The organism is Mycobacterium sp. ZZG (genome assembly GCF_054786995.1).
In genome coordinates this window covers 16986-38977 of sequence record NZ_JBTBFV010000042.1, presented here as the reverse complement: position 1 = coordinate 38977, position 21992 = coordinate 16986, and the positions used below count along the sequence as shown (strand labels likewise).

The window sequence follows — 21992 nt, the reverse complement described above, 5'->3', positions numbered from 1 at the left end:
CTAAATCCATTCCTGCAGAACAGCTTCGGTGTCCGCGCCGGGTACCCCAGGGGGCTTCGGGGCGGATGGCACACTGCGCGAGAACCGCGGCGCGGGTGCGGGGTAGAGCGAACCGTTCTCCGAGTAGAAGGTGTTGCGCTCGGTGTTGTGCGGTTCGGACTCCACCTCGGCGAACGACAGCACCGGCGTCACGCAGGCGTCGGTGCCGGAGAACACCTCGGCCCAGTGGTCGCGGTCGTGGGCGGCGATCGCCTTGGTGAAGGCTTCTTTGAGCTCCGGCCAGCGGCTCATGTCGTTCTGGTCGGGCAGGTCGACACCTTCGAGACCGATGCCCTTGAGGAACTCGGCGTAGAACTGCGGTTCGATGCAGCCCACCGCAATGTGGCGCCCGTCGGAGCATTCGTAGGTGTCGTAGTACGGCGCGCCGGTGTCGAGCATGTTCACGCCGCGTTCGTCGCTCCACATGCCCATGCCGCGGAACGCCCACATCATCATCGACAACACGCTGGAGCCGTCCACCATCGCGGCGTCGACCACCTGGCCCTTGCCCGAGCGTTCCCGCTCGTACAGCGCCGACAACACCCCGACCAGAAGGAACATCGATCCGCCACCGAAGTCGCCGACGAGGTTCAGCGGCGGCACCGGCCGCTCCCCGGCCCGGCCGATCGCGTGCAGCGCACCGTTGAGCGAGATGTAGTTGATGTCGTGGCCGGCCTGCTGGGCGCGAGGGCCGTCCTGGCCCCAGCCGGTCATCCGCGCGTAGATCAGCTTCTCGTTGACCTTCGCGCAGTCCGCCGGACCGAGCCCCAGCCGTTCGGTGACCCCGGGCCGGAACCCCTCGATCAGCACGTCGGCCTTCGCGATCAGCCTCAGGACCATGTCGCGGTCCTCTTCGCTCTTCAGGTTCGCCGCCACCGACCGGCGGTTGCGCAGCAGGTAGTCGCCACCTGGTTTGGTCGCCGGGCCGGGGCCCTTACCTGGGCGTTCGATGCGCACCACATCGGCACCGAGGTCGCCGAGGATCATTGCCGCATGGGGTCCGGGGCCGATGCCGGCCAGCTCCACAACTCGAAGTCCCTGTAGTGGTCCAGCCATGCCCTGACCGCCCTTCGTGAGTATCGCTCGGTTGACCGCGACATAGCTTACTTGTATAACCAAGTCGACCGGCCACGGGGCTTCAGCAGTCACCGAAGGCCCCAATGAAGGGGACATTCATGACCACCACCGACCCGAGCACCGACGTCTACCAAGGCATCGACGACCTGACCGTCGGCCTCGACGGCGGCATCCTCGCCATCACGCTGAACCGCCCGGAGAGCCTGAACTCACTCACTGCGCCGATGTTGCAGACGCTGGCCTCGACGCTGGAACGCGCCGCCACCGATCCTCGGGTGCGCGTCGTGCGCCTCGGCGGCGCGGGCCGCGGCTTCTGCTCGGGGGCGGGAATCAGCGAAGAAGACCACGCTAATCCGGGCGCGGCGGGAACGCCGGCCGACGTGCTCGACGCCGCGAACCGCTGCATCCGCGCGATCGCCGCGCTGCCCCAGCCCGCGGTCGCGATCGTGCAGGGCGCGGCAGCCGGGGTGGGTGTCTCGCTGGCCATGGCGTGCGACGTCGTACTCGCTTCCGAGAAGGCGTTTTTCATGCTGGCCTTCACCAAGATCGGCCTGATGCCCGACGGCGGGGCCTCGGCGTTGATCGCGGCGGCGGTGGGTCGCATCCGTGCGATGCGGATGGCGCTGCTGGCCGAACGCCTCTCGGCCGACGAGGCCTACGGCTGGGGCCTGGTGAGCGCCGTGTTCCCGGCTGCGGACTTCGACGGCGAGGTCGACAAGGTGATCGGCACCCTGGTGTCCGGGCCGGCCGTGGCATTGCGCAAGACCAAGGACGCGATCAACGCCGCGACGCTGTTCGAACTGGACGGTGCGCTCGAGCGGGAGAAGACCGGACAGCTGATCCTGCTGGAGTCCAACGATTTCCGCGAGGGCACCAAGGCATTCCAGCAGCGCCGCCCGGCGACGTTCACCGACTCATAACCCTTCACTTCGCCGAAATCGCATTCCACGCGCGTCAAGTCGTGAAAAGCGCGCGTGGAATGCGATTTCGGCGGTAGAAAATGGTTCGACGCATCCCGTGCTCGTCGGCGACCATCGATCGGTGAGCACGAAGTACGAGACCGGGCGCGACAGCGCACGATCGGGGCCGGAGCAGCCGGTGGCCCCCGCCGGCTGGCGGGTGCTCGCGCCGTTCCGCTTCCGCGAGTACCGCCTGCTCATCGCGGCGGTGTCGCTGTCCATCTTCGCCGAGGGCATGTGGGCCGTGGTGATGGCGCTGCAGGTCATCGAGCTGTCCAACGACCCCACCTCGCTGTCGCTGGTCGCGACGTGCCTTGGCGCGGGACTGGTCGCGTTCGTGCTGGTCGGCGGCCTGGCCGCTGACCGGCTGAGCCAGCGCGGGATCATCATCGTGGTCGCGACGGTCAACACGGTCGTGGTGTCGACCGTCGCCGCGCTCGGACTTGTTGGGGCACTACGGATCTGGCACATGGCGGTGGCAGCCGCGGCACTGGGCATCGCGGCGGCGTTCTTCTTCCCGGCGTACAGCGCGATTCTGCCGAGGATTCTGCCCGCCGAGCAGCTGCTGGCCGCCAACGGTGTCGAAGGGGTGGTCCGGCCGGTGTTCCAGCGCGCGGTGGGTCCCGCGGTGGCCGGGCTGGTGGTCGGCGCGACAGTGCCGGCGACGGGTGCGGTCATGGTGGCCATGCTGTTCGCGGTCGGTCTGGGCCTGCTGCTGTTCACCCGGCCGGCACCGAGAGATCCCGGCCCGGTAGAAGTTTCGCGCCCGAATCTGCTGCGGGACCTGCGCGAGGGTTGGGTGTTCGTGCTGCGCACCCCGTGGCTGCTGTGGACGCTGCTGTTCGCCAGCATGTTCGTGCTCGTCGTGCTCGGACCGATCGAGGTGCTGCTGCCCTTCCTGGTGCAGAACCGCTTCACCCACGGTGCGCAGACCTACGGATTCATCCTGGCGTTCTTCGGGATGGGCAGTGCACTGGGCGCGCTTTCGGTGTCGTCGCGGCGACTGCCGCGCCGGTATCTGACGGTGATGATGACGATGTGGGGCCTGGGCTCGGTCCCGCTGGTGATCGTCGGTGTCACGTCGTCGTTCCCTCTGATGGCCGCGGCGACGTTCGTTGTCGGCGTCACCGATGGCGCCGGGATGGTCATCTGGGGCACCCTGCTTCAGCGCCGGGTGCCGCCCGAGATGCTGGGCCGGGTGTCGAGCCTCGACTTCTTCGTGTCCCTGGCGTTCATGCCGGTGTCGTTCGCGATCGTCGGCCCGCTGTCGAAAGTCGTTCCGATGGAAGCGATCTTCCTGGCCGCGGGCGTGGCACCGGTGCTGCTGGCCGCGGTGGCACTGCGGGCCGCGCGGATGCGACAGGACGAACTGGCCCACCCGCTGAGCTAAGGCGCTGCGGTGAGGATGCGCGGACCGTCCTCGGTGACGGCGATGGTGTGCTCGGAGTGCGCGGTGCGGGAGCCGTCGGCCGACCGCAGGGTCCAGCCGTCGTCGTCGACGGTCAGGCGCCGTGTGCCCCGCGCCCACCACGGCTCCAGCGCCAGCGTCAGTCCCGGGCGCAGCCTCATCCCGCGTCCGCGGTTTCCGCGGTTGGGGACGTGCGGGTCCTCGTGCATGGTGCGGCCGAGTCCGTGGCCGCCGAAGTCGGTGTTGACGGCGTACCCCTCGGCAGCCGCGACCTCGCCGATGGCCGCCGAGATGTCGCCGAGGTGCCCGCCGGGGACCGCGGCAGCGATGCCCGCGCTCAGCGCGCGCCGGGTGGAGTCGACCAGCGCGGCGTCCGCTGGGTCGACGCGCTCACCGACGATCACGGTGACCGCCGCGTCGGCGACCCAGCCGTCGATCGACACCGCGAAGTCCATGCTCAGCACGTCGCCGTCGGCGAGCCCATAGTCGTGTGGAAGTCCGTGCAGCACAGCGTCGTTGACCGATAGGCAGATGACGTTGCGGAAGGGTCCGCGACCGAACGACGGTGCGTAGTCCCAATAGCAGGACGTCGCGCCGCGCTCGTCGACGAGCGCCCTGGCCCGGTGTTCGAGCTGCATCAGGTTGACACCCGGCTCGGCCTCACCGCTCAGTGTCTGCAGGGTGCGGGCGACGAATTCGCCGGTGACCGCCATCTTGTCGATCTCTTTGGCGGTCTTGAGTTCGATCATGCGCTGCTCCGTCGTGTCGGTATTTTTATACCGCCACGGTAGCAGGCGCGGTATTTGAATACCGTTATGCTGTGCGGCATGGTCCGCGTACCGCTGAGTCCCGAACAGATCCGCGCCGGTCAACGCCTCGGCGCGCTACTGAGAACGGCACGGGCGGGCCGCGCCCCCGAGGGCGTGGCCCGGGCCGCGGGGATCTCCCCGGAGACGCTGCGCAAGATCGAGGTGGGCAGGATGCCGAGCCCGAGCTTCGGCACTGTGGTCGGACTGTGCGACGCACTCGGTCTGCCGTTGCAGCGGGCGGTCGAGGTGTGGCGCGGCGCCGATGCGCAGGACGCCGACGAACAACTGGCGATCTGAGCTACACCCCGAACATCGGCGGCAACGCCAGCACCATCACCAGCCCCCAGAAGAAGTGCGTCAACATCGGGGCGAGCACTCCCCCGGTGGCGCGCCGCAGCAGCGCGCACACAGTGCCCAGGATGATCGCGGCGAAGCCCAGCATCGGGTTGCCGGTGGTGGCCGCCGTCGCGATGACGTAGAGCACCGTCGAGACGATCACCGGATGGTATTTGAGCAGTGCGGTGTACACCGCGCCGCGGAAGAACATCTCCTCGGCCAGCCCGTTGATCACCGTGATGAAGATGATCAGGTACAGCGGGCCGGCGTTCGAGTACTGCAGGACTTCGCGGATGTAGTCGTTGACGCCGGGGATCTCGCGCACCACCAGACCGCCGAGCACGAAGATGCCGCCGAGAAGCAGCCCAACCGCGGTTCCGGTGATGACGGGCCGCTGGTTGCGGCCGCGGACACAGACGTGGCCCATGTGCAGCGGGCCCGAAGCGAAAGCGCCCGCTGCCCACACGCCGGCGAGTGCGAGGGTGAGCCAGATGAAGGTCTCGTCGCCGGGCGGCCGGCTCAGCGAGTAGCCCAGCAGTGCCGCGCCGATCAGCAGGACGACGCCGACCACCCATTTGCGTTTGCCGACGACCGACGGTGGCTCGTTGTACGGCGGAGCCTTCCTGCGCGCGATCTTGCGCAACTCGCCGGCCCAACCCACCTCGGCGCTCACGCCGTACTCACCCTGGGCACCAGTCCGAGCACGGTGTCCAGCCCGGTGCGCACGGCCGCCGCGACCGGACCCGGGACGAAACAGAGCAGACCGAGAATAGGCCGGGCCACCGGCGGTGTCACCGCGCGGGCCAGCTGCCGCAGCCGTAGGGTGTCGCCCCCGGCCCACTCGGGGTCGGTGTCGGCGAGATGGTGCGGGTCGGTCAGCTCGTCGACGGGCCGGCGCGGCGGGCTGGCGACCGCCCGCTGGATCGCGTCCTGGACGCCCACCAGTCCGTCGGGAGGATCGGGCACCAGATCCCGGAGACTCTTCGCCGTCGCCAACATCGGGAAGTCCAGGGACTCAACGAGATCGGCGGCCAGTCCACCCGGAACGGGCAGCACGGCGCCGGTCAGCTTCGAGACCAGCGAGGTGTCGACGCCGTACACCGCGACCGGCGTGCGCCAGATGCCGGCCACCTTCGCGTAGGTGCGCAGTAGGTCACCGTAGGTGGTGGTTTCCGGACCGGCGATGTCGTAGGCGCCCGCGGGCACGGCGTCGGTGTCGATCGCGGCGACCAGATAGTGCAGCGCGTCGCTGATCGCGATCGGGTCGATCGGGTTGGCCGACCATTCCGGCATGGGCAGCAGCAGGAACCGGTCGCCGACGTAGCGCAGCATCTCGAACGACGTGGAGCCCGCACCGATGATGATCGCGGCCCCCAGCCACACCACGTCCGGCCCGCCGTCGATGGTCAGCGCGGCGGCGACCTCGGCCCGGCTGGCCAGGTGCTCCGACAGCGAGTTCTCATTCGGTACGAACCCGCCCAGGTAGACGATGCGTCCCACCCCGGCGGCCTTCGCCGCGGCCGCCACGTTGGCCGCGGCGCGGTTGTCGGCCTCGCGGAATCCCGGCTGGCCGATTCCGTGCACCAGGTAGTAGACGACGTCGACGGGACCGGCGTCGGTGAAGGCCTGGTTGGCCGAGATCTCGTCGTGCGCGTCGAGCGTCACCGTCGAGACACTGTCGTACCAGCCGAACTCCGCCAGCCGGTCCGGATCTCGGCTTGCCGCGACCACCTGGTGTCCGTCCTCGAGGAGCGCCGCGACCAGGCGGGATCCGATGTAGCCGGTCGCGCCGGTGACCAGGGTGCGCACGGGTTTCACGGTAAGCCCTGTACCCAGGCCGCCTGAGTTCAGAACACGGGGCGCGGGGTTAGGTCGGTCACGCCTGGTTCCGGTGCAGCTTCACCAGCTCCTGATACACCGCGGCGTTGCTGCGGATGCCGGCGATCTCGTCCTCGCTGAGCTGGCGCCGCACCTTGCCCGGCACCCCGGCGACCATGGATCCCGGCGGGATCACCGCGTTCTGCGGCACCACCGCGCCGGCGGCGATCAACGAGCCCGATCCGACGACGGCGCCGTTGAGCACCACCGCGCCCATGCCGACCAGTGAGTTGTCCTCGATGGTGCAGCCGTGCAGCACCGCGTTGTGCCCGACGCTGACTCCCGCGCCCACCCGTGCCGGGAAGCCGGGATCGACATGGATGGTCACGCCGTCCTGGATGTTGGTGCCGGCCCCGATCTCGATGGGCTCGGCCTCGGCCCGCAGGATCGCGCCGTACCAAGCGCTCGCGCCGGCGGCGAGGCTGACCCGGCCGACAACGGTGGCGTTGGGCGCCACCCAGCTGTCGGGGTGCAGGTCGGGTGAGTGGCCGGCGACGGGCAGGATCAGTGGCTCAGGCATGGCCGTCATCGTAGGGCCGGGTGCGGACGGTCCCGACGCCACGTGCGATCCTCACGTCGTGACATCGACGTCAGCGCCGACCGCACTCGACATCGTCGAGGGAGTCGACCTCACCGGCAAGACCTGCGTCATCACCGGCGCCTCCTCCGGACTGGGCCGCGAGTCCGCCCGCGCCCTGGCCAGGACCGGTGCGCACGTGATCCTGGCGGCCCGCAACACCGATGCGCTCGCCGAGACCGAGGCGTGGATACACGCCGAGGTGTCCGACGCGGCGCTGTCGTCGGTGCACCTGGACCTGACGTCGTTGGCCAGCGTCGCGGCAGCCGCGGCGGAGATCGCCGAGCTGACGCCGGCGGTGCACGTGCTGATGAACAACGCGGGAGTGATGTTCACCCCGTTCGGCCGTACCGCCGAGGGCTTCGAAATGCAGTTCGGCACAAACTATCTGGGCCATTTCGAGCTGACGCGGCTGCTGTTCCCCGCGCTGGTCGCCGCCGACGGCGCACGGGTGGTCAACCTGTCCTCTGAGGGACACCGCCTGGGTGACGTCGATTTTCAGGACCCGAACTGGGAGCACCGCGACTACGACAAGTTCGCCGCCTACGGCGCGTCGAAGACCGCCAACATGCTGCACGCGGTCGAGTTGGACCGCAGGCTGCGTGACAGCAGCGTGCGCGCCTTCGCGGTGCACCCCGGGATCGTGGCCACCTCGCTGGCCCGCCACATGACCGACGACGACTTCACGAGCCTGAACAAGTCCAGCGCGAAACGGACCGGCGACAAGCCGCCGACCGACTTCCGCACGCAGTTCACGACACCGGAGTGCGGCGCCGCCACCCAGGTGTGGGCGGCCGTCAGCGACGAACTCGACAGCAGCGGCGGGGTGTACCTGTCCGACTGCCGGGTGCGCACCGCCGCTCCCTACGCCGTCGACGAATCCCGTGCGCTGGCACTGTGGGCACTGTCCGAACACCTCTGCACACCGACCGCGTCGAGTTCGGGCGCGGGTGCGTGACCACCGGCGCGAAGGTCTTCTACCTTCGCTCCTACGGTGACCGCGACCGCGACGACCATGCGGTGGTGGCCGCCGTCCTCGACGCCACCGTCGCGCAACTCGCCGAGGTCGCGTTCGACGGGCTGAGCACACAGCGCATCGCCGCGGCGGCCGGCGTCTCGCACCGCGAACTCTGCGTGTACTTCCGGTCGAAGGACGCGATCGTCGCCGAGATCTATCTCAATCTGCTCCGGGACGCGCCGCTGACCGTCGATGTGGACAAGTCGGCGCGGGCGCGGGCGGCCGCGCTGTTCAACCAGCTGGTGATGCTTCCCGCGAAGCATCCCGGGCTGGCCGCCGCGTGCGCCGGCGCGCTGGTCTCGCGGGAGCCGTCGGTGCAGGTCATCCGGCGTCGCATCCATGCCGAACTACACCGCCGGGTGTGCGCGGCGCTGCGCTCGCAGGTATGGCCCGAGGTCACCGAGACGCTGGAGTTCGGGCTGGTCGGCGCGATGGTGCAGGCCAGTTCGGGAACCGCGACGTTCGAGGCCACCGCGGCCGGGTTGAGCAGCGTCGTCGCAACCCTGTTGCCCGACACCTCGCCGACGCCTTGAAGCCCAGCTCAGAGCACTGCCGACGGGTAGAGCGACAGGCCTCGCCCGCTAACTCGACTTGGCCGTCGCCGACAGCGGCACATACCATGCCAGGCGACTTGACGACTGTAAGGAGCGCAACGTGAAGACCCCTACCAGCAAGGCCATCGGCGTCGCTGTCAGTGCCGCCGCGATCGCCCTGTCGGTCCCGCTGTCCATCAACGCCCACGCCGAACCGACCACCCCCGCGGCGGAGATCCCGGATCCGCAGGGACCCGAGTGCGGCGCGTTCAAGGAGGCACTGCCGAACTGGAAGGGCCTGGCGAACCTGCCGGTCAGCACCGCGCTGTCCTCGATCGCCGAGATCTCGACGTTCAACGCCGCGCTCTCGGGGCAGATGAACCCTGCCGTGAACATCACCAGCGTGCTCGACAACGGGCCGTACGTGGTGTTCGCGCCCACCAACGAGGCGTTCGCCGCGCTGCCGCCCGACCAGCAGGAGGTGCTGCGCACCGATCCGGCCGCGCTGACCAGCCTGCTGTACTACCACGCGTTCCTCGGCCTGCTCGGCCCCGACGACGTCAAGGGCCAGCGTCCCACCCAGGAGGGCACCGAGATCGAGGTGACCGGCTCCGGCGGTGACATCCAGGTCAACGAGACCACCGAGGTGCTCTGCGGCGGCATCCCGGCGCAGAACGCCCGCATCTACCTCGTGGACAAGGTGCTCGACCCGACCGAGGCCCCGGCCCCGATCACGCCGACCGGCACGTCGGAGACGAGCACCACCGAGACGACGACCACGTCCCCGACCGAGACCACCGAGCCGGCACCGGCGCCGGCGGAAGCACCGGCCGAGTCGCCCACCGTGCCCGCGGCCGAGGCACCGATCGGCTAGCCGGCCGTCTCAGCGCCGAGAGTGCGCTGGGTCTGGTGATTGCGCGAAATCACCGCTCTCACCGCACTGTCGGCACACGAAATGCCCCCGCCTCGGGCGGGGGCATTTCTCGTCGGCGGGCCGACTCAGATTCCACGTCGGCGGGCCGACTCAGATACCCAGGTCGCGACCGATGATCTCCTTCATGATCTCGGTGGTGCCACCGAAGATCGTCTGGATGCGCCCGTCGACGTAGGCACGGGCGACCCGGTACTCCATCATGTAGCCGTAGCCGCCGTGCAACTGCACGCACTGGTCGACGACCTTCTTGGCGACCTCGGTGGCCCACCACTTCGCCTTGGCCGCCTCGACCGCGGTCAGCTCTCCGTCGACCACGCCCTGCAGGCAGCGATCGATGTAGGTCTCGGTGACCTCGAGCTCGGTCTCCATCTCGGCGAGCAGGAACCGGTTGTGCTGGAAGCTGCCGATCGGCTGGCCGAAAGCCTTGCGGTCCTTGGCATATTGCAGCGTCTCGTCGAACACCGCCCGCGCGCCGGCGATCGCCGAGATCGCGATCGACAGTCGCTCCGAGGGCAGGTTGGTCATCAGGTGGTAGAAGCCGCGCCCCTCCTTGCCGAGCAGGTTCGCGTTCGGCACCCGGACGTTCTCGAAGTGCAGCTCGGAGGTGTCCTGGCTGTGCAAACCCATCTTGTCGAGCTTGCGGCCGCGGCTGAAGCCCTCCATGTCGCGCTCCACCACGAACAGCGAGAAGCCCTTGTGCCCGGCCTCCGGGTCGGTGCGGGCCACCACGACGCACAGGTCGCAGTTGATGCCCGACGAGATGAACGTCTTGGAGCCGTTGATGATCCAGTCGTCGCCGTCGCGCACCGCGGAGGTGCGGATGCCGGCCAGGTCGCTGCCGGCGCCGGGCTCGGTCATCGCGACCGCGATGATCGTCTCGCCGCTGGCGATGCCCGGCAGCCACCTCTTCTTCTGCTCGTCGTTGGTCAGGTCCTTGAAGTAGGGCCCGACGACGTCGTTGTGCAGGCTCAGCGCGGGTCCGTGCACACCGGCCTTGGCGATCTCCTCGTCGATGATCGCGTTGAACCGGAAATCGTCCGACCCACCGCCGCCGAACTCCTCGGGCATGTTGAACCCGATGAGGCCGTACTTGCCCGCCGCGGTGTAGGCCGACCGGTCCACGATGCGCTCGGTCTCCCACTTCTCGTGGTGGGGGACGAGCTCACGCTCGATGTACTCCTTGACGGTCTCGCGGAACGCCTCGTGCTCGGCGTCATAGATGGTGCGCTTCATGGCTTTTCGCTTCCCTTGCTTGGCTTACTTGGCCTTCCAGACCGGCTCGCGCTTCTGCGCGAAGGCCAGCGGTCCTTCCATGGCGTCTTCGGTCTTCAGCAGAGTCGAGAACTCGCCGAAGGTCTGCTTCCAGAACGGCTCGTCGCCGGCGACCACACCGTCGATCGCGCCATAGGACACCCGCTTGCTGGCCTGCACGGCCAGCGGCGCGTTGCAGGTGATCCGTTCGGCCAGAGCCAGAGCAGCGTCGACGACGGTGCCGTCGGGCACGACCTGATTGATCAGACCCCAGCGCAGCGCGTCGGCCGAGCTGATCGGCTCACCGGTGTAGATCAGCTCCAGCGCCACCTTGCGCGGCAGCTGCTCGACGATGCGGAATACGCCGCCGGCGCCGGCGATCAAACCACGCTTCACCTCGGGCAGACCGAATTTCGCGCGTTCCTCGGCGACCACCAGATCACTGGCCAGGGCCAGCTCGGTGCCACCACCCAGCGCGGTGCCGTTGACCGCGGCGATGGTCGGCTTGTCGATGAAGTGCCGCACGTAGCCGGCGAAACCCCACTCCGAGTGCTCGGGGTGGAACAGGTTCTCCCCGCGTGAGATCGCCTTGAGATCGGCTCCGGCACAGAAGGATTTGTCCCCGGCGCCGGTCAGGATGACGGCCCGGATCTCCGGGTCCTCCTGCGCGGACTGCAGTGCGTCACCGACGGCGGTGCTGACCGAGGCGTTGATCGCGTTGCGGGCCTCGGGGCGGTTGATCGTGATGATCAGGACGTTCCCCCGGCGCTCGGTGAGCGCGCCAGGGGCGACGGCGGTGTCGGTCACAGCAGTTCCAGGATGGTCGCGTTGGCCTGGCCGCCACCCTCGCACATGGTCTGGAGGCCGTACTGAATGTTGTTGTCGCGCATGTGGTATAGCAGCGTGGTCAGGATGCGCGCACCGGAGCCGCCGAGCGGATGGCCGAGCGCGATGGCGCCGCCGTTGGGGTTCAGCTTGTTCTCGTCGGCGCCGATGTCCTTCAGCCATGCCATCGGCACGGGCGCGAACGCCTCGTTGACCTCGAATGCGCCGATCTGGTCCAGGCTCAGGCCGGACTTGGCGAGCGCCTTCTGCGTGGCCGGGATCGGCGCGGTCAGCATGATGACCGGGTCGGCGCCGGCGAGCACCGCGGTGTGCACCTTGGCCAGCGGCTTGAGACCGAGCTCCTTGGCCTTCTCGGCGGACATGAGCAGCAGCGCGGCCGAGCCGTCGGAGATCTGGCTGGAGTTACCGGCGTGGATCACGCCGTCCTCCTTGAATGCGGGCTTGATGTTGGCCATCGACTCGACGGTGCCGCCGCGGCGGATGCCGCCGTCTTCGAGCACGACGGTGTCGTTGCCGTCGGCGTCTTGGGTCTTGATGCCCACGATCTGATCCTTGAAAGCACCGGAATCCTGTGCGGCAGCAGCCTTCTCATGCGAGCGCAGCGAGAACTCGTCGAGCTCGGTGCGGGACAGGCCCCACTGCTCGGCGATCATCTCGGCGCCGATGCCCTGGTTGGGAGTCTTGTCGTAGCGCGCCTTGAACGACTCACCATAGGGGTTGCCGCCGTTGGCCAGCGACGAGCCCATCGGGGTGCGCGACATCGACTCGACGCCACCGGCGACCACGACGTCGTAGTGACCGGCCACCACACCGGCGACGGCGAAGTGCAGCGACTGCTGGCTGGAGCCACACTGGCGGTCCACGGTCACCCCCGGGACGGTCTCGGGCCAGCCGGCCGACAGCACCGCGGTGCGGGCGATGTCGAGCGCCTGCTCGCCGGCCTGCATGACGCAGCCCCAAATCACGTCGTCGACGAGCGCGGGGTCGACACCGGCACGCTGCACCAGTCCGTTGAGCACCTGGGCCGACAGCTCGGCCGGATGGATCCCCGACAGAGCGCCATTGCGCTTGCCGACTGGTGAGCGGACTGCCTCGACGATGACGGCTTCAGCCATGCGGATACTCCTTCATTGAATCGGCTTTACCACGAACCTAACCAACAAGGTTTACTAGGTCAACCTACTGGTTGGTAGGGGTTTGGACCCGGGCCGCCACCTCCCAGGGTGGTTCGCACCTGGACGGACCCCCGCGTGGTCCGATTACCCCGTCATCACATGGTTTACTGAGTTGCACAGCTGTCACGCAGCGTAGTCGACCGACGAGGAGGTGCAGTGACCCACGGCATACCCCTGGCCCCGATGATCGGGCCGGACGCCGTCGCCTCTCGCGCCGCCGTTCGCTCCCCCAAGACCGCCGAGCTCGTCGCCGGCACGCTGCGCCGGATGGTCGTCGAAGGACAGCTCAAGGACGGCGACTTCCTGCCCAACGAAGCCGAGCTGATGGCCCACTTCGGCGTCAGCCGCCCGACATTGCGCGAAGCCGTCCGGGTGCTGGAGTCCGAGCGCCTGGTCGAGGTGCGCCGCGGCTCCCGCACCGGCGCGCGCGTGCGGGTGCCCGGCCCCGAGGTCGTCGCCCGACCGGCGGGGCTGCTGCTCGAACTGTCCGGCGCGACGATCGCCGACCTGCTGACCGCGAAGTCGGGCATCGAACCGATGGCCGCGCGGTTGCTCGCCGAGTCCGGTTCGCCCGAGGCGTTCGACGAGCTGGAGCAGATGCTGGAGGAACTCGCCGCCGACGGTCACCAGTCCAGCCGGCTGGCCGAGGCCACCGGGCTGTTCCATTTGCGCGTGGTGCAGCTGTCGGGCAACGCGACGCTGAGCATCGTGGCCGGCATGCTGCACGAGATCACGGTCAGGCACACGGCCTTCGTGTTCAACGAACGGCGCCCGGTGTCGAAGGCGGACTACGACACGCTGTTGCGGTCCTACCGCAGGCTGATGCAATTTCTGCGCGCCGGCGACGCCGTCGGCGCCGAAACGCATTGGCGCAAGCATCTCGACAAGACCAGGGAGCTGCTGCTGACCGGCCTCGAGAGTGTGCCCGTCCGCGACGTCATGGGCTGACCCCCCGCACAGACAGAGCCGATCCGCGACTCACGAGGCGTCGGCGGCGTCCCTCTGCCACGTCACGTGCACCGGAACAGTGTCGTCCCACGGCTGCCGGGTGACCATGTCGTCGACTATGACGTAACCGCGTTCGAACTCGCCGGTGGCGGCGTCGACCAGCCGGTACTCCTGACGCTGCCGGTGGATCGGCTGCGCGTCGAGCAACAGCACCCGCACCTCGCCGGGCTCGAAATGGCACCGCTTCTGTAGGGCGGCGATCAGCTGCTCGTTGTGCATATGTCCGTCACCGAAGTTCCACCCGATCGCGGTGCTGCAGATCCGTTCGCCGTCGGTGAGCACGTACTCGTCCTCGTTCCCGTCGGCCATGAGCCGGTGCGCGAGCGTGAACATCGCCCGGCCGTGGGTGTTGAACGACCGGAACGCATACCCCATGTACTGGTAGATCTCGGCGGTCTCCTTGCTGCCGTAGAACTTCTCCATCTGCGCGGCGGGCATGCTGGCGATCGCGACGATGCCGTTGGTGATCTTCTCGGCGGCCGACGGCTTCACGCACCACAGCGAGGTGTCCCAGTTGCCGGCGTAGTAACGCATGCCCGGCAGGAAGGACACCTTGCGGGGGAAGAGGTTTCCGACCACGACGGTGCCGGCGACGACGACGAACAACACGATCGGCCAGGGGCTCTGCAGGTCCGACAGACCGACCCCGGCGTTGCCGACGAACAACGCCAGCACGCTGAACATCATGAAGACGTTCCACTCCAGGGGCACCCCCATCGGGATTGCGGACAGGATGCCGAAGTGGAACACCAGCATCACGAAAGCCGCTATCGCGGTGGGCCATCCGCCGTGAGAGAAGAACAGCACCAGCGGCACCAGCATCTCGATGGCCGTCGAGAAGTGCGCGAGTACCCGCGACGCGCGGCCAGGACGCAGGTCGTCGGGGAAGCGCTCGAAGAACTTCCGCTTGATCGCCCGCGGCCTGATCACCGGGTTGTTGCTCATCATCGTCGAGATCACGAACGGGAAGTGCTTGTTGAGCTTCGAGGTCGCCGCACCCATCCAGATCACCAGGCAGACCAGCTTCGCGGCGATGATGATGTCGGCGCCGCTGAACAGGAAGCACACCGCCAGCGACCCGTACACCTCGCCGCGGGCGGCCAGAAAGATGACCTTGTCGCGCAACCCGGCGAGAATCAGCAACCCGATGATCGTCGCCGTCTGCCACACCGGCAGGATGCCGATCTCGGACCCGATCTCCGGGATCGGGCCGGTGCCGTCGGAGAACAGAGCGACCACGAGCACCACCAGCAGGGCGCCGTAGAGCGCGACGTCGAACAGGGTGCGGGTGTCGCCTGTTGTCAACGGAACCCGGTTCGGCCACGGCGGGAGCCGGATGGTCTTGGGTCTCAGCCAGTACAGCACCGAGCCCATCGGCGGAAAGAACCGGTTGTTGAGCGGACCGAACCCGCAGCCGAGACCGACGACCTCGAACAGCATCGTGTAGAAGACCACCTTCTGGTACACGATCGGCTCGTGATACCAGGCGGCCACGTTCGTGAAGCCGTCGATCCCGCTGGTGCTCAGCACGATCAGCCACGCGACGAGCACGTAGAGCAGGATCTTCACCACGTAGAACAGGTGCAGCACGACGGGAGTGCCGAAACCGACCTCCGCCCAGTGCCGCGCCATCGGCACGATGCGTTCCGCGCGGGTGCCCTTACTCCATTCCGCGTAGTCGACGACGGGAGCGTCCTGCTTGAGAAACCCCATGCCGGACAGACTAGAACGTGTTTCAGTTTCGATGGCCGCGAACAGACACAAAATCGCACGATTCGCGGCGCGATCGTGCGATTTTGTGTCTGCTCGCGGGCTACCTTGCGGGGTTGGCCGGGAGGTTACGCGCCAGTCTTGGCGGGCGGACGGTAGAAGATGACCAGCTGACCGATGCCGCCGGCCAGGCCGAGCACCACCGAGATCACCAGCCCCCACCAGCCGTGCAGCAGGTCATACACGCCCGTGCCGGAGAACAGCAGGTGGTCGAGGCTCAGCTTGCCTGCGCCGATGGTCGCGATGCCGACCGCCGACGCTGCGAGCACCAGGTTGTATTCCCAGCCCTCCTTGACGATGAAGAACCCGTTGGGCTTGTGCACCGTCCAGGCGGCGACCAGCATCAGCGCGACGAAACCCGCGGCCGGGATCGGGGTCAGCAGACCGACCGCCAGCCCGATGCCCGCGGCCATCTCGGTGGTCGCGGCGACCCGGGCGTGGAACATGCCCGGCCTCATCCCCATGCTGTCGAACCAGCCGGCGGTGCCCTTGAGTCCTCCTGGGCCGAAGAACTTGTTGTAGCCGTGCGCAGCCATGGTCAAGCCGAGGACGACTCGCAGGATCAGCACTCCGACGTCATAGGCAGTCATGCAACAGAACTTAGAACATCTGTCACGTCGCTGCCCACCCCCTGCCCGTCTGGGCCGTCGGCACCCAGTTGCCGTGGAACCCGGCCGGCACCCGGTGCGGCAGCCGGACGGAGGCGAGGTCATCGAGAGTGGCCGCGTCCAGGATCGCCAGTTCGCTGCGGTCGGTGGACCGGTCATAGACGTAGCCCATCAGCACGCCGTCGTCCTCGCCGGCCTCAGGATTGGACGGGTGGAACACGAACTCGCCCAACGTTTTTCCGGCTCCGAACGACCGGGCCACGGAGCGGTTCCCGACGAAATCGTGCTTGAGCAGCGTGTCGGCGCAGGACCCGCCTCCGGTGACGGCCGGGGCGTAGCCGTACCGGTGCCGCCGGCCCACGACGCGTTCGTCGACGCGCGGGAACTCCTGGCCGCGGTCGTCGATCCGGGATTCGCGAATCTTTCCATCGGCGAGGTCGACGGTCCAGCGGTCCAATGTCGGCGGGCCCTCATTGGGACCACGATGATCGGTGGCGAACATCTTCTCGTGCCGCACCACGTCGAGCACCACGGTGTCGCCGTCGTCGAACGCGTTCATCGGGTGGAAGACGTAGCACGGCTCGACCTCGAACCAGCGGACGTCGCCGTTGCCGCCGTCGCGCGGCATGACGCCGACACGAGCCGGATAGCGGGGGTTCCACGAGTACGGGAAGGCGGCCTCAGAGCCGCCGGCGCCCGGGCGGCGCGCCGCGACGGGGTCGGGGATGCGCACCCGGCCGATCAGCGCGGACAGCAGCAGCCGGGCGGGCAGCCGCAGCCCACGCGGCACACCGATCGCGGCGGCCTGGCAGGCGTCGAACGTGACCGGCAGGTCGTAGAACACCACGTGCCGTTCGGTCAACGAGAAGTCGTGCATCATCGGACTTCCGGTGACTTCGACGTTTACGGTGCGCCGGGCCCGGCCGTCGACGCCGATCACCGAGTACTGCACGGTGTTCCCGTTGAGTAGGCAGTAGGACACCGCGTGCAGCTCACCGGTCTGGGGGTCGCGTTTGGGATGAGCGGTGTAGCCACCGGCCAGCGTGCCGTCGAAATCGCAGACGCCGACGGTGTCCAGTTCGTCGGTCAGTTCGTATTGGGCGACCCCGGCCTCGATCAGCGCCATCGTCCTGCCCGCATGGCCTATCACGTTGGTGTTGGCGCCGATCGGGGTCAGGCCGTAGTCCCCCCGGGGCGGTGTCTCCCCGAGCGCCGCGGCCACTCGCGGACTGCGCACCCACCGGTTGCGATACCACTCGGCCCGGCCGTCGCGCAGGCGGATGCCGTGCACCATGCCGTCACCGGTGAACCAGTGATAGAGCTCAGGGTCGATCTCGGCGACCGGATTGGGGCCGTTGCGCAGGTAGCGGCCGTCCAGATGGTCCGGAATACGGCCGACCACGTCGAGATCGGTGAGCGTGTACTCCTGCGCCACCGGGGCGAATGCGCCTTCGAGGTACTGATTGGCCATACCGCCCCCTATAACAGCGTTATACGTGGTCTCTGTATAACACCGTTATGGCAGCATGGCAACCATGAAACAGGTAGCTGACAGCCTTGTCGGGGCCGGGGTACGGCTGATGGAACGCGACGGCCTCGCGGCCTTGAGTGCCCGCAGCGTCGCCGCGGAGGCCGGCACGTCGACGATGGCGGTCTACACGCACTTCGGCGGCATGACGGGCCTGCTCGACGCGATCGCCGTCGAGGTGTTCAGCCGGTTCACCCAGGTCCTCACCGAAGTCGCGGACACCGACGATCCGGTCGCCGATTTCCTGGCCATGGGGCTGGCGTATCACCGGTTCGCGCTCGCCAACCCGGCGCGCTACCAGATGATGTTCGGCGCGGCCTCGCCGGCGTCCATCGCCCGATTCCGCAGCGACATCACCGCCACCGGTACCGCGACCAACCGCGCCGAATGGGCGGCGTCGTTCGGCGCGCTGCACCGCGCCGTGCACCGGATGATGGCGGCCGGCCGCATCCGCGTCGACGACGAGCTCGCCGTCGCGGGCCGGTTGTGGAGCATCAACCACGGCGCGGTGATGCTCGAGCTGGCGGGCTTCTTCGGGCACGAGGGCCACGGGCTGGCGCAGATCCTCGGCCCTCTGGTCATCGACACCCTCGTCGGCATGGGCGACGACCGGGACGCCGCGACGCGTTCGATGGAGTCCGTCGTCGCGGCACTGGCCGATTCGTAGGGTTGGCCGAGTCGTCGTGAGATCCGCATCATCCTCGCCGAGATCGCGTCCAGCGTGCGATTTTCCCGACTTGACGCGCGTGGAATGCGATTTCGGCGGTCAGGGCGACAGCGCGTGGGCCAGCCGCTCGACGTAGGCGTCGATGTCGCCGATCGCCGAGTCCGCGGCGTGCACGCTGACCGCGACCGTGTCGCCGATGCCGTGCACGCCGTGCGTGACGCCCATCATCGGCGACAGACTCGGAAAGCCGGCGGTCAGCACGACCGTCGCGGCGCCGAACCGCAGATCCGCGGGACCTCGGTTGACGCTGGAGACCACGGTGTTGCCCGTCACTGTGGGCGACCGCACGTCGGGATCGAATTGCGCTGTACCCCAACGCAGTAGAGGGGCCGGCAGGGTGGCGAACGCAGCCGCCTCGCTCTCCATCGCCGGGTGTGCGGCACGGCGCCGCCGCCGGTGGAGGTCCCCCGCGATCGCTTCGGCGCGCTCCTGCGGCGCCAGACCTGGATAGAGGCCGACGCCGACATTGCCGAAGTGGTTGTGTGCCCTGGGCGGCCCCGGCCGGGCCATCGGCACCTCCGCTCCCAACTCGGCCGGGTCGTCACCGATCTCACGCAGATGACCGGCCAGCGCCGCCGACACCGCCGCCAGCACGCCGACGGTCACTGTCGACGCACCGAACCGTCCGCGCGGGCACACCACCGTACGCAGCCGGCGAGCGCCGTCGGGGCGGGTATTGCTGGTCAACGCGGGTCGCGAAAGCGCTTGCGGTGGAACCAGTCCCGCTTCGGTGTCGCGCACCAGCCGGCGGTGCGCCCGGCCGGCGGCGAACGCTCGCCAGGGCAGCGCCGCCCCGGACGCCGCCGGCGCGGTCACCGCGGGCACATCGACGTCACGGCCGAACAGGCGGGCGGCCAGCGCCGAGGCCCGGGTGCCATCGGCGAGGGCGTGGCAGATCTGCAGCACCGCAACCGATCCCGTGCCGTTGCCCGGCAGGCCGCCGACGGACGGGAACACGTGCAGCCGCCAGGTCAGAGCGGTCGCGTCGAGCTGTTCGTCGGTCAGATCCGCGACCGCCGCCAGGCACGCCTGCCAGTCGAGCGCGCCGAGGTTGTGCACCACGATCTGGTCGACGGCGACCTCGCGCGGCGCCCACACCGGATATGTCCAGAACCCGGTGTCGGCGATCCGCAGTCCGAACTCCGCACAGGTCTGCGCCCGGCCACGCACGACGTCCAGCGCCCGGTCCAGGTCGCCGACGCCGCCGTCGTCAAAGGCGTTGAAGGCGTACAGCAGGAACTGGTCGTTGGGGACCGCCGCCGACATCCAGTACATCTGCGCGTCGACCGCCGTGAGCCGGCGCACCGTCATCGGCCCAGGCTAGGCTGCCGGCATGGCGACAATGCCCGCGCCCTCGGACACGGGGGCGGCGTTGATGGCGCGGGCATCAGGTGGTCCTGGTGGCGCGGCGTTCCGAGCGGCTGCGGCAGCTGGCCAATGCGCTCGGCACGCGCGCCCACGTGCTCGCCGCCGACCTGGCCGAGCGTGCGGACCGGGCGGCGTTACCCGACCGGGTGGCCGCCCTGGGGCTGACGGTGGATGTGCTTGTCAACAACGCGGGCGTGGCGAATGTGGGGGCGGTCGCGCGGGTGGACGTCGACGACGAACTGCGGCTCATCGAGGTCGACGTCGCTGCCGTCGTCGACCTGTGCACCCGGTTCGTGCCGGCCATGGTGGCGCGCGGACGGGGCGCTGTGCTCAATGTCGCGTCGGTCGGGGCGTTCGGTCCGGTGCCGTGGCAGGCGTCCTACGGCGCAGCCAAGGCGTTCGTGCTCTCCTACACCGAGGCGATGCGCGAGGAGTTGAAGGGCACCGGCGTGACGGCGGCCGTCGTGTGTCCGGGTCCGGTGCGGACGGGGTTCGGCGAGGCCGCCGGCATTCCCGACGAGGACGCCGAGAAGTTGCTCCCGAGTTTCCTGTGGGAGCAGCCGGAGGCCGTCGCCAGGGCCGCGGTCGACGGCCTGGTCCGTGGCCGGCGGATCATCGTGCCCGGCGCTGCGAACCGGGTGGCGGCGGCGCTGAACCGGTTGGCCCCGCGCTGGGTCCTGCTGCCGATGCTGGCCCGCAACCACCCCGGCCGCGAGCCGCGCTGAACCGCTACACCGGATCGAACTTGGAGATCAGCCAGCGGTCGCCGTCCTTCTCCAGCGTCACCCGCACGCTCGAGGCGGTGTCGGTGGGGGCGTCCGCGCCGACCGACACCGTCTGGTTCACGAACAGCAGCACCACGGCCTCGCTCGGAGTCGCCGACACCGACGCCGCGGCAGGCACCGACGCGACGGCCGAGATCTGCTTCTCCTTGGCGCCGGGGATCACCACGTCGTTGGTCAACGACGTGTAGGCGTCCCGGAATTCACCGGTCAGCAGCTCGCGTGCCGCACCGAGCTGCTGTTCGACGGTGTCGGGCTTATAGGACAGCAGCGCGATCGTGCTGTCGCGGGCCGCTTGCACCGACGTCGCAGCGGCGACTTCGCTGTTGCGGATCGAATTGTCGCGCCACTTCAGATATCCCGCGCCCAGCGCGAGCACCAGGGCCAGCGCCGGCAGCACCGCGAACGCCACCACCCGCGACCATGCGATGCCGCCTTTCGGCGCAGGCGCGTCAGCGGCCCCGGCCACCTCGTCAGCCGCGGCGGTCTCGTCGACCGCCTCGGTTTCGTCCGGCCCGGTGGTCTCGTCGGCCGCCCCGGTGTCGGCGGGCTCGGCCGGCTCAGCGGTGTCGGCCTCGACGATCTCGGTCGCGTCGTCGTCGGTCGCGCCGACTGTCACGTCGTTCTTGTCGCTCACGGCACGAACTCCACTTTCGCCACCTTCGCCTCGCCGTCGACGTCCTGCACCGTCAGCCGCATCCGCCACGCCCGCGGTTGCTGTTCGGGTGCGCCGGCGTTCGTGGTCTGCACGGTCACCGCGACCAGCACCTGGGCCTCGTTGTCGCTGGAGGACTCCAGGCCCGCCTCGGCGACGGTGCCGACCGACTTCGACTGAGCCTGCTTGACCACCTCCACGAACGGCTCCGCGCGCCGCTGGAAATCGTCGTAGAACGTGCCGGTGGCCGAGTCCAGAATGCGCTGGACGTCGGCGTCGGCGTTCTGCCAGTCGATGGTCGTCAAATTGAGGGCTCCCTGCCGCCCGACCTGCAAGAAGACGTTTCGCTGTTCCTCGGCCTTGTTGGACTCGTAGGTGCGGTATCCGAGCCAGCCGGTGAGGCCCGCCAGGGCCAGCACGCCGACCGTCCCGGCGATCAGCGCGAGCTTGACATGCGAGATCGGCCTGCGGGGCGCGACCTCATCCTCGACCTCGGCCGCGGCGGCCTCGGAGTCCTGGACCCCGTCCGACTCCGTCTCGCCCGTATCCGCGACCGACGCCGTGGCTTCAGGGCTCTCGCCGGGCGCGCCGACCTCGGTGGTCGACTCCTCCTCAGCGGGTCTCTTCTCGTCTGCCATCAATGTTTCCTCAGCGGCCGGCGGGCCAGATCGGGGTCGGTGCACAGGTCGGTACCAACTTACGTGTC

The 21992-nt window shown here is 68.8% G+C and carries 23 protein-coding genes; 9 read left to right on the top strand and 14 right to left on the bottom strand.

Features of this window, described 5'->3' with window-relative positions; translation table 11 throughout:
• The gene (locus tag ACXMYJ_RS20735) at window positions 1-1095 is read right to left on the bottom strand and encodes a CaiB/BaiF CoA transferase family protein (RefSeq protein WP_460358719.1); all 1095 of its coding nucleotides are present in this window, start codon (window positions 1093-1095) and stop codon (window positions 1-3) included.
• 119 nt (window positions 1096-1214) lie between these two features.
• Here ACXMYJ_RS20735 and ACXMYJ_RS20730 point away from each other — a divergent pair, with 119 nt between their 5' ends.
• Window positions 1215-2036, top strand: a complete 822-nt coding sequence (locus ACXMYJ_RS20730; RefSeq protein ID WP_460358718.1) for an enoyl-CoA hydratase — start codon at window positions 1215-1217, stop codon at window positions 2034-2036.
• A 121-nt stretch (window positions 2037-2157) separates the two neighbouring features.
• Window positions 2158-3465, top strand: coding sequence for a tetracycline efflux MFS transporter Tet(V) (gene tet(V) / locus ACXMYJ_RS20725; RefSeq protein WP_460358717.1), 1308 nt, complete (start codon window positions 2158-2160; stop codon window positions 3463-3465).
• On the opposite strand, the gene map is transcribed toward tet(V), so the two are convergent.
• Window positions 3462-4232, bottom strand: a complete 771-nt coding sequence (gene map / locus ACXMYJ_RS20720; RefSeq protein WP_443188652.1) for a type I methionyl aminopeptidase — start codon at window positions 4230-4232, stop codon at window positions 3462-3464. The genes tet(V) and map overlap by 4 nt on opposite strands.
• Before the next feature lie 78 nt (window positions 4233-4310).
• Here map and ACXMYJ_RS20715 point away from each other — a divergent pair, with 78 nt between their 5' ends.
• Window positions 4311-4589, top strand: a complete 279-nt coding sequence (locus tag ACXMYJ_RS20715; protein WP_260754820.1) for a helix-turn-helix domain-containing protein — start codon at window positions 4311-4313, stop codon at window positions 4587-4589.
• A 1-nt stretch (window position 4590) separates the two neighbouring features.
• Here the strand turns inward: ACXMYJ_RS20715 and ACXMYJ_RS20710 are convergent, their stop codons facing one another.
• Genes ACXMYJ_RS20710 through ACXMYJ_RS20700 form a run of 3 tightly spaced genes read right to left on the bottom strand, consistent with a single transcriptional unit; the run spans window position 4591 to window position 7026 of the window.
• On the bottom strand, window positions 4591-5301 hold the full coding sequence (locus ACXMYJ_RS20710; RefSeq protein ID WP_443188651.1) for a CPBP family intramembrane glutamic endopeptidase: 711 nt from the start codon (window positions 5299-5301) through the stop codon (window positions 4591-4593).
• A complete protein-coding gene (locus ACXMYJ_RS20705; RefSeq protein ID WP_460358716.1) occupies window positions 5298-6446 on the bottom strand; it encodes an NAD(P)H-binding protein in 1149 nt (382 codons plus the stop codon). Before ACXMYJ_RS20705 ends, ACXMYJ_RS20710 begins: the two co-directional genes overlap by 4 nt.
• Before the next feature lie 58 nt (window positions 6447-6504).
• Complete coding sequence (locus ACXMYJ_RS20700) at window positions 6505-7026, bottom strand: gamma carbonic anhydrase family protein (protein ID WP_260754823.1); 522 nt, start codon at window positions 7024-7026, stop codon at window positions 6505-6507.
• 58 nt (window positions 7027-7084) lie between these two features.
• Between ACXMYJ_RS20700 and ACXMYJ_RS20695 the strand changes: the two genes are divergently transcribed.
• The 3 genes from ACXMYJ_RS20695 (at window position 7085) to ACXMYJ_RS20685 (ending at window position 9508) form a co-directional block, all read left to right on the top strand.
• Window positions 7085-8041, top strand: coding sequence for an SDR family NAD(P)-dependent oxidoreductase (locus tag ACXMYJ_RS20695; RefSeq protein ID WP_460358715.1), 957 nt, complete (start codon window positions 7085-7087; stop codon window positions 8039-8041).
• The gene (locus ACXMYJ_RS20690; protein WP_460358714.1) at window positions 8038-8634 is read left to right on the top strand and encodes a TetR/AcrR family transcriptional regulator; all 597 of its coding nucleotides are present in this window, start codon (window positions 8038-8040) and stop codon (window positions 8632-8634) included. Before ACXMYJ_RS20695 ends, ACXMYJ_RS20690 begins: the two co-directional genes overlap by 4 nt.
• Before the next feature lie 121 nt (window positions 8635-8755).
• Complete coding sequence (locus tag ACXMYJ_RS20685) at window positions 8756-9508, top strand: fasciclin domain-containing protein (protein WP_443188647.1); 753 nt, start codon at window positions 8756-8758, stop codon at window positions 9506-9508.
• Window positions 9509-9658: 150 nt separating this feature from the next.
• On the opposite strand, the gene ACXMYJ_RS20680 is transcribed toward ACXMYJ_RS20685, so the two are convergent.
• From ACXMYJ_RS20680 to ACXMYJ_RS20670, 3 genes are read right to left on the bottom strand one after another with little or no spacing between them, the layout of a single operon-like run.
• A complete protein-coding gene (locus tag ACXMYJ_RS20680; protein WP_460358713.1) occupies window positions 9659-10801 on the bottom strand; it encodes an acyl-CoA dehydrogenase family protein in 1143 nt (380 codons plus the stop codon).
• Window positions 10802-10825: 24 nt separating this feature from the next.
• Window positions 10826-11626, bottom strand: coding sequence for a crotonase/enoyl-CoA hydratase family protein (locus tag ACXMYJ_RS20675; protein ID WP_260754828.1), 801 nt, complete (start codon window positions 11624-11626; stop codon window positions 10826-10828).
• Window positions 11623-12780 carry a thiolase family protein gene (locus ACXMYJ_RS20670; protein WP_260754829.1) on the bottom strand — a complete coding sequence of 386 codons (1158 nt, stop codon included), beginning with the start codon at window positions 12778-12780 and terminating at the stop codon, window positions 11623-11625. Before ACXMYJ_RS20670 ends, ACXMYJ_RS20675 begins: the two co-directional genes overlap by 4 nt.
• Before the next feature lie 243 nt (window positions 12781-13023).
• On the opposite strand from ACXMYJ_RS20670, the gene ACXMYJ_RS20665 reads away from it, so the two are divergent.
• Window positions 13024-13788 carry a FadR/GntR family transcriptional regulator gene (locus ACXMYJ_RS20665; RefSeq protein ID WP_443188657.1) on the top strand — a complete coding sequence of 255 codons (765 nt, stop codon included), beginning with the start codon at window positions 13024-13026 and terminating at the stop codon, window positions 13786-13788.
• Window positions 13789-13818: 30 nt separating this feature from the next.
• Here the strand turns inward: ACXMYJ_RS20665 and ACXMYJ_RS20660 are convergent, their stop codons facing one another.
• The 3 genes from ACXMYJ_RS20660 to ACXMYJ_RS20650 form a co-directional block, all read right to left on the bottom strand.
• Complete coding sequence (locus tag ACXMYJ_RS20660) at window positions 13819-15561, bottom strand: DUF3556 domain-containing protein (protein ID WP_460358712.1); 1743 nt, start codon at window positions 15559-15561, stop codon at window positions 13819-13821.
• Between the two features lie 125 nt (window positions 15562-15686).
• Window positions 15687-16208, bottom strand: coding sequence for a DoxX family protein (locus ACXMYJ_RS20655; protein WP_460358711.1), 522 nt, complete (start codon window positions 16206-16208; stop codon window positions 15687-15689).
• A gap of 22 nt (window positions 16209-16230) precedes the next feature.
• The gene (locus ACXMYJ_RS20650) at window positions 16231-17697 is read right to left on the bottom strand and encodes a carotenoid oxygenase family protein (RefSeq protein WP_460358710.1); all 1467 of its coding nucleotides are present in this window, start codon (window positions 17695-17697) and stop codon (window positions 16231-16233) included.
• Between the two features lie 64 nt (window positions 17698-17761).
• Here ACXMYJ_RS20650 and ACXMYJ_RS20645 point away from each other — a divergent pair, with 64 nt between their 5' ends.
• Window positions 17762-18421: a TetR/AcrR family transcriptional regulator gene (locus ACXMYJ_RS20645; RefSeq protein WP_260754833.1), complete on the top strand. Its 660-nt coding sequence runs from the start codon at window positions 17762-17764 to the stop codon at window positions 18419-18421.
• 99 nt (window positions 18422-18520) lie between these two features.
• On the opposite strand, the gene ACXMYJ_RS20640 is transcribed toward ACXMYJ_RS20645, so the two are convergent.
• Window positions 18521-19792, bottom strand: a complete 1272-nt coding sequence (locus ACXMYJ_RS20640; protein WP_460358709.1) for a WS/DGAT/MGAT family O-acyltransferase — start codon at window positions 19790-19792, stop codon at window positions 18521-18523.
• 89 nt (window positions 19793-19881) lie between these two features.
• Between ACXMYJ_RS20640 and ACXMYJ_RS20635 the strand changes: the two genes are divergently transcribed.
• The gene (locus ACXMYJ_RS20635; protein WP_460358708.1) at window positions 19882-20574 is read left to right on the top strand and encodes an SDR family NAD(P)-dependent oxidoreductase; all 693 of its coding nucleotides are present in this window, start codon (window positions 19882-19884) and stop codon (window positions 20572-20574) included.
• Between the two features lie 4 nt (window positions 20575-20578).
• On the opposite strand, the gene ACXMYJ_RS20630 is transcribed toward ACXMYJ_RS20635, so the two are convergent.
• Both ACXMYJ_RS20630 and ACXMYJ_RS20625 read right to left on the bottom strand, forming a co-directional pair.
• Window positions 20579-21268 (bottom strand): hypothetical protein, encoded by a 690-nt coding sequence (locus ACXMYJ_RS20630; RefSeq protein ID WP_460358707.1) that lies wholly within the window; start codon window positions 21266-21268, stop codon window positions 20579-20581.
• Window positions 21265-21924, bottom strand: a complete 660-nt coding sequence (locus ACXMYJ_RS20625; RefSeq protein ID WP_443188641.1) for a tetratricopeptide repeat protein — start codon at window positions 21922-21924, stop codon at window positions 21265-21267. Before ACXMYJ_RS20625 ends, ACXMYJ_RS20630 begins: the two co-directional genes overlap by 4 nt.
• Window positions 21925-21992 lie beyond the last annotated feature (68 nt).

Bases quoted from the DNA above. Each gene is read 5' to 3' on its own strand.
- ACXMYJ_RS20735 (WP_460358719.1), bottom strand. From the start codon at position 1,095: ATGGCTGGACCACTACAGGGACTTCGAGTTGTGGAGCTGGCCGGCATC.
- ACXMYJ_RS20730 (WP_460358718.1), top strand. From the start codon at position 1,215: ATGACCACCACCGACCCGAGCACCGACGTCTACCAAGGCATCGACGAC.
- map (WP_443188652.1), bottom strand. From the start codon at position 4,232: ATGATCGAACTCAAGACCGCCAAAGAGATCGACAAGATGGCGGTCACC.
- ACXMYJ_RS20715 (WP_260754820.1), top strand. From the start codon at position 4,311: ATGGTCCGCGTACCGCTGAGTCCCGAACAGATCCGCGCCGGTCAACGC.
- ACXMYJ_RS20700 (WP_260754823.1), bottom strand. From the start codon at position 7,026: ATGCCTGAGCCACTGATCCTGCCCGTCGCCGGCCACTCACCCGACCTG.
- ACXMYJ_RS20680 (WP_460358713.1), bottom strand. From the start codon at position 10,801: ATGAAGCGCACCATCTATGACGCCGAGCACGAGGCGTTCCGCGAGACC.
- ACXMYJ_RS20670 (WP_260754829.1), bottom strand. From the start codon at position 12,780: ATGGCTGAAGCCGTCATCGTCGAGGCAGTCCGCTCACCAGTCGGCAAG.
- ACXMYJ_RS20665 (WP_443188657.1), top strand. From the start codon at position 13,024: ATGATCGGGCCGGACGCCGTCGCCTCTCGCGCCGCCGTTCGCTCCCCC.
- ACXMYJ_RS20660 (WP_460358712.1), bottom strand. From the start codon at position 15,561: ATGGGGTTTCTCAAGCAGGACGCTCCCGTCGTCGACTACGCGGAATGG.
- ACXMYJ_RS20655 (WP_460358711.1), bottom strand. From the start codon at position 16,208: ATGACTGCCTATGACGTCGGAGTGCTGATCCTGCGAGTCGTCCTCGGC.
- ACXMYJ_RS20650 (WP_460358710.1), bottom strand. From the start codon at position 17,697: ATGGCCAATCAGTACCTCGAAGGCGCATTCGCCCCGGTGGCGCAGGAG.
- ACXMYJ_RS20645 (WP_260754833.1), top strand. From the start codon at position 17,762: ATGAAACAGGTAGCTGACAGCCTTGTCGGGGCCGGGGTACGGCTGATG.
- ACXMYJ_RS20640 (WP_460358709.1), bottom strand. From the start codon at position 19,792: ATGACGGTGCGCCGGCTCACGGCGGTCGACGCGCAGATGTACTGGATG.
- ACXMYJ_RS20625 (WP_443188641.1), bottom strand. From the start codon at position 21,924: ATGGCAGACGAGAAGAGACCCGCTGAGGAGGAGTCGACCACCGAGGTC.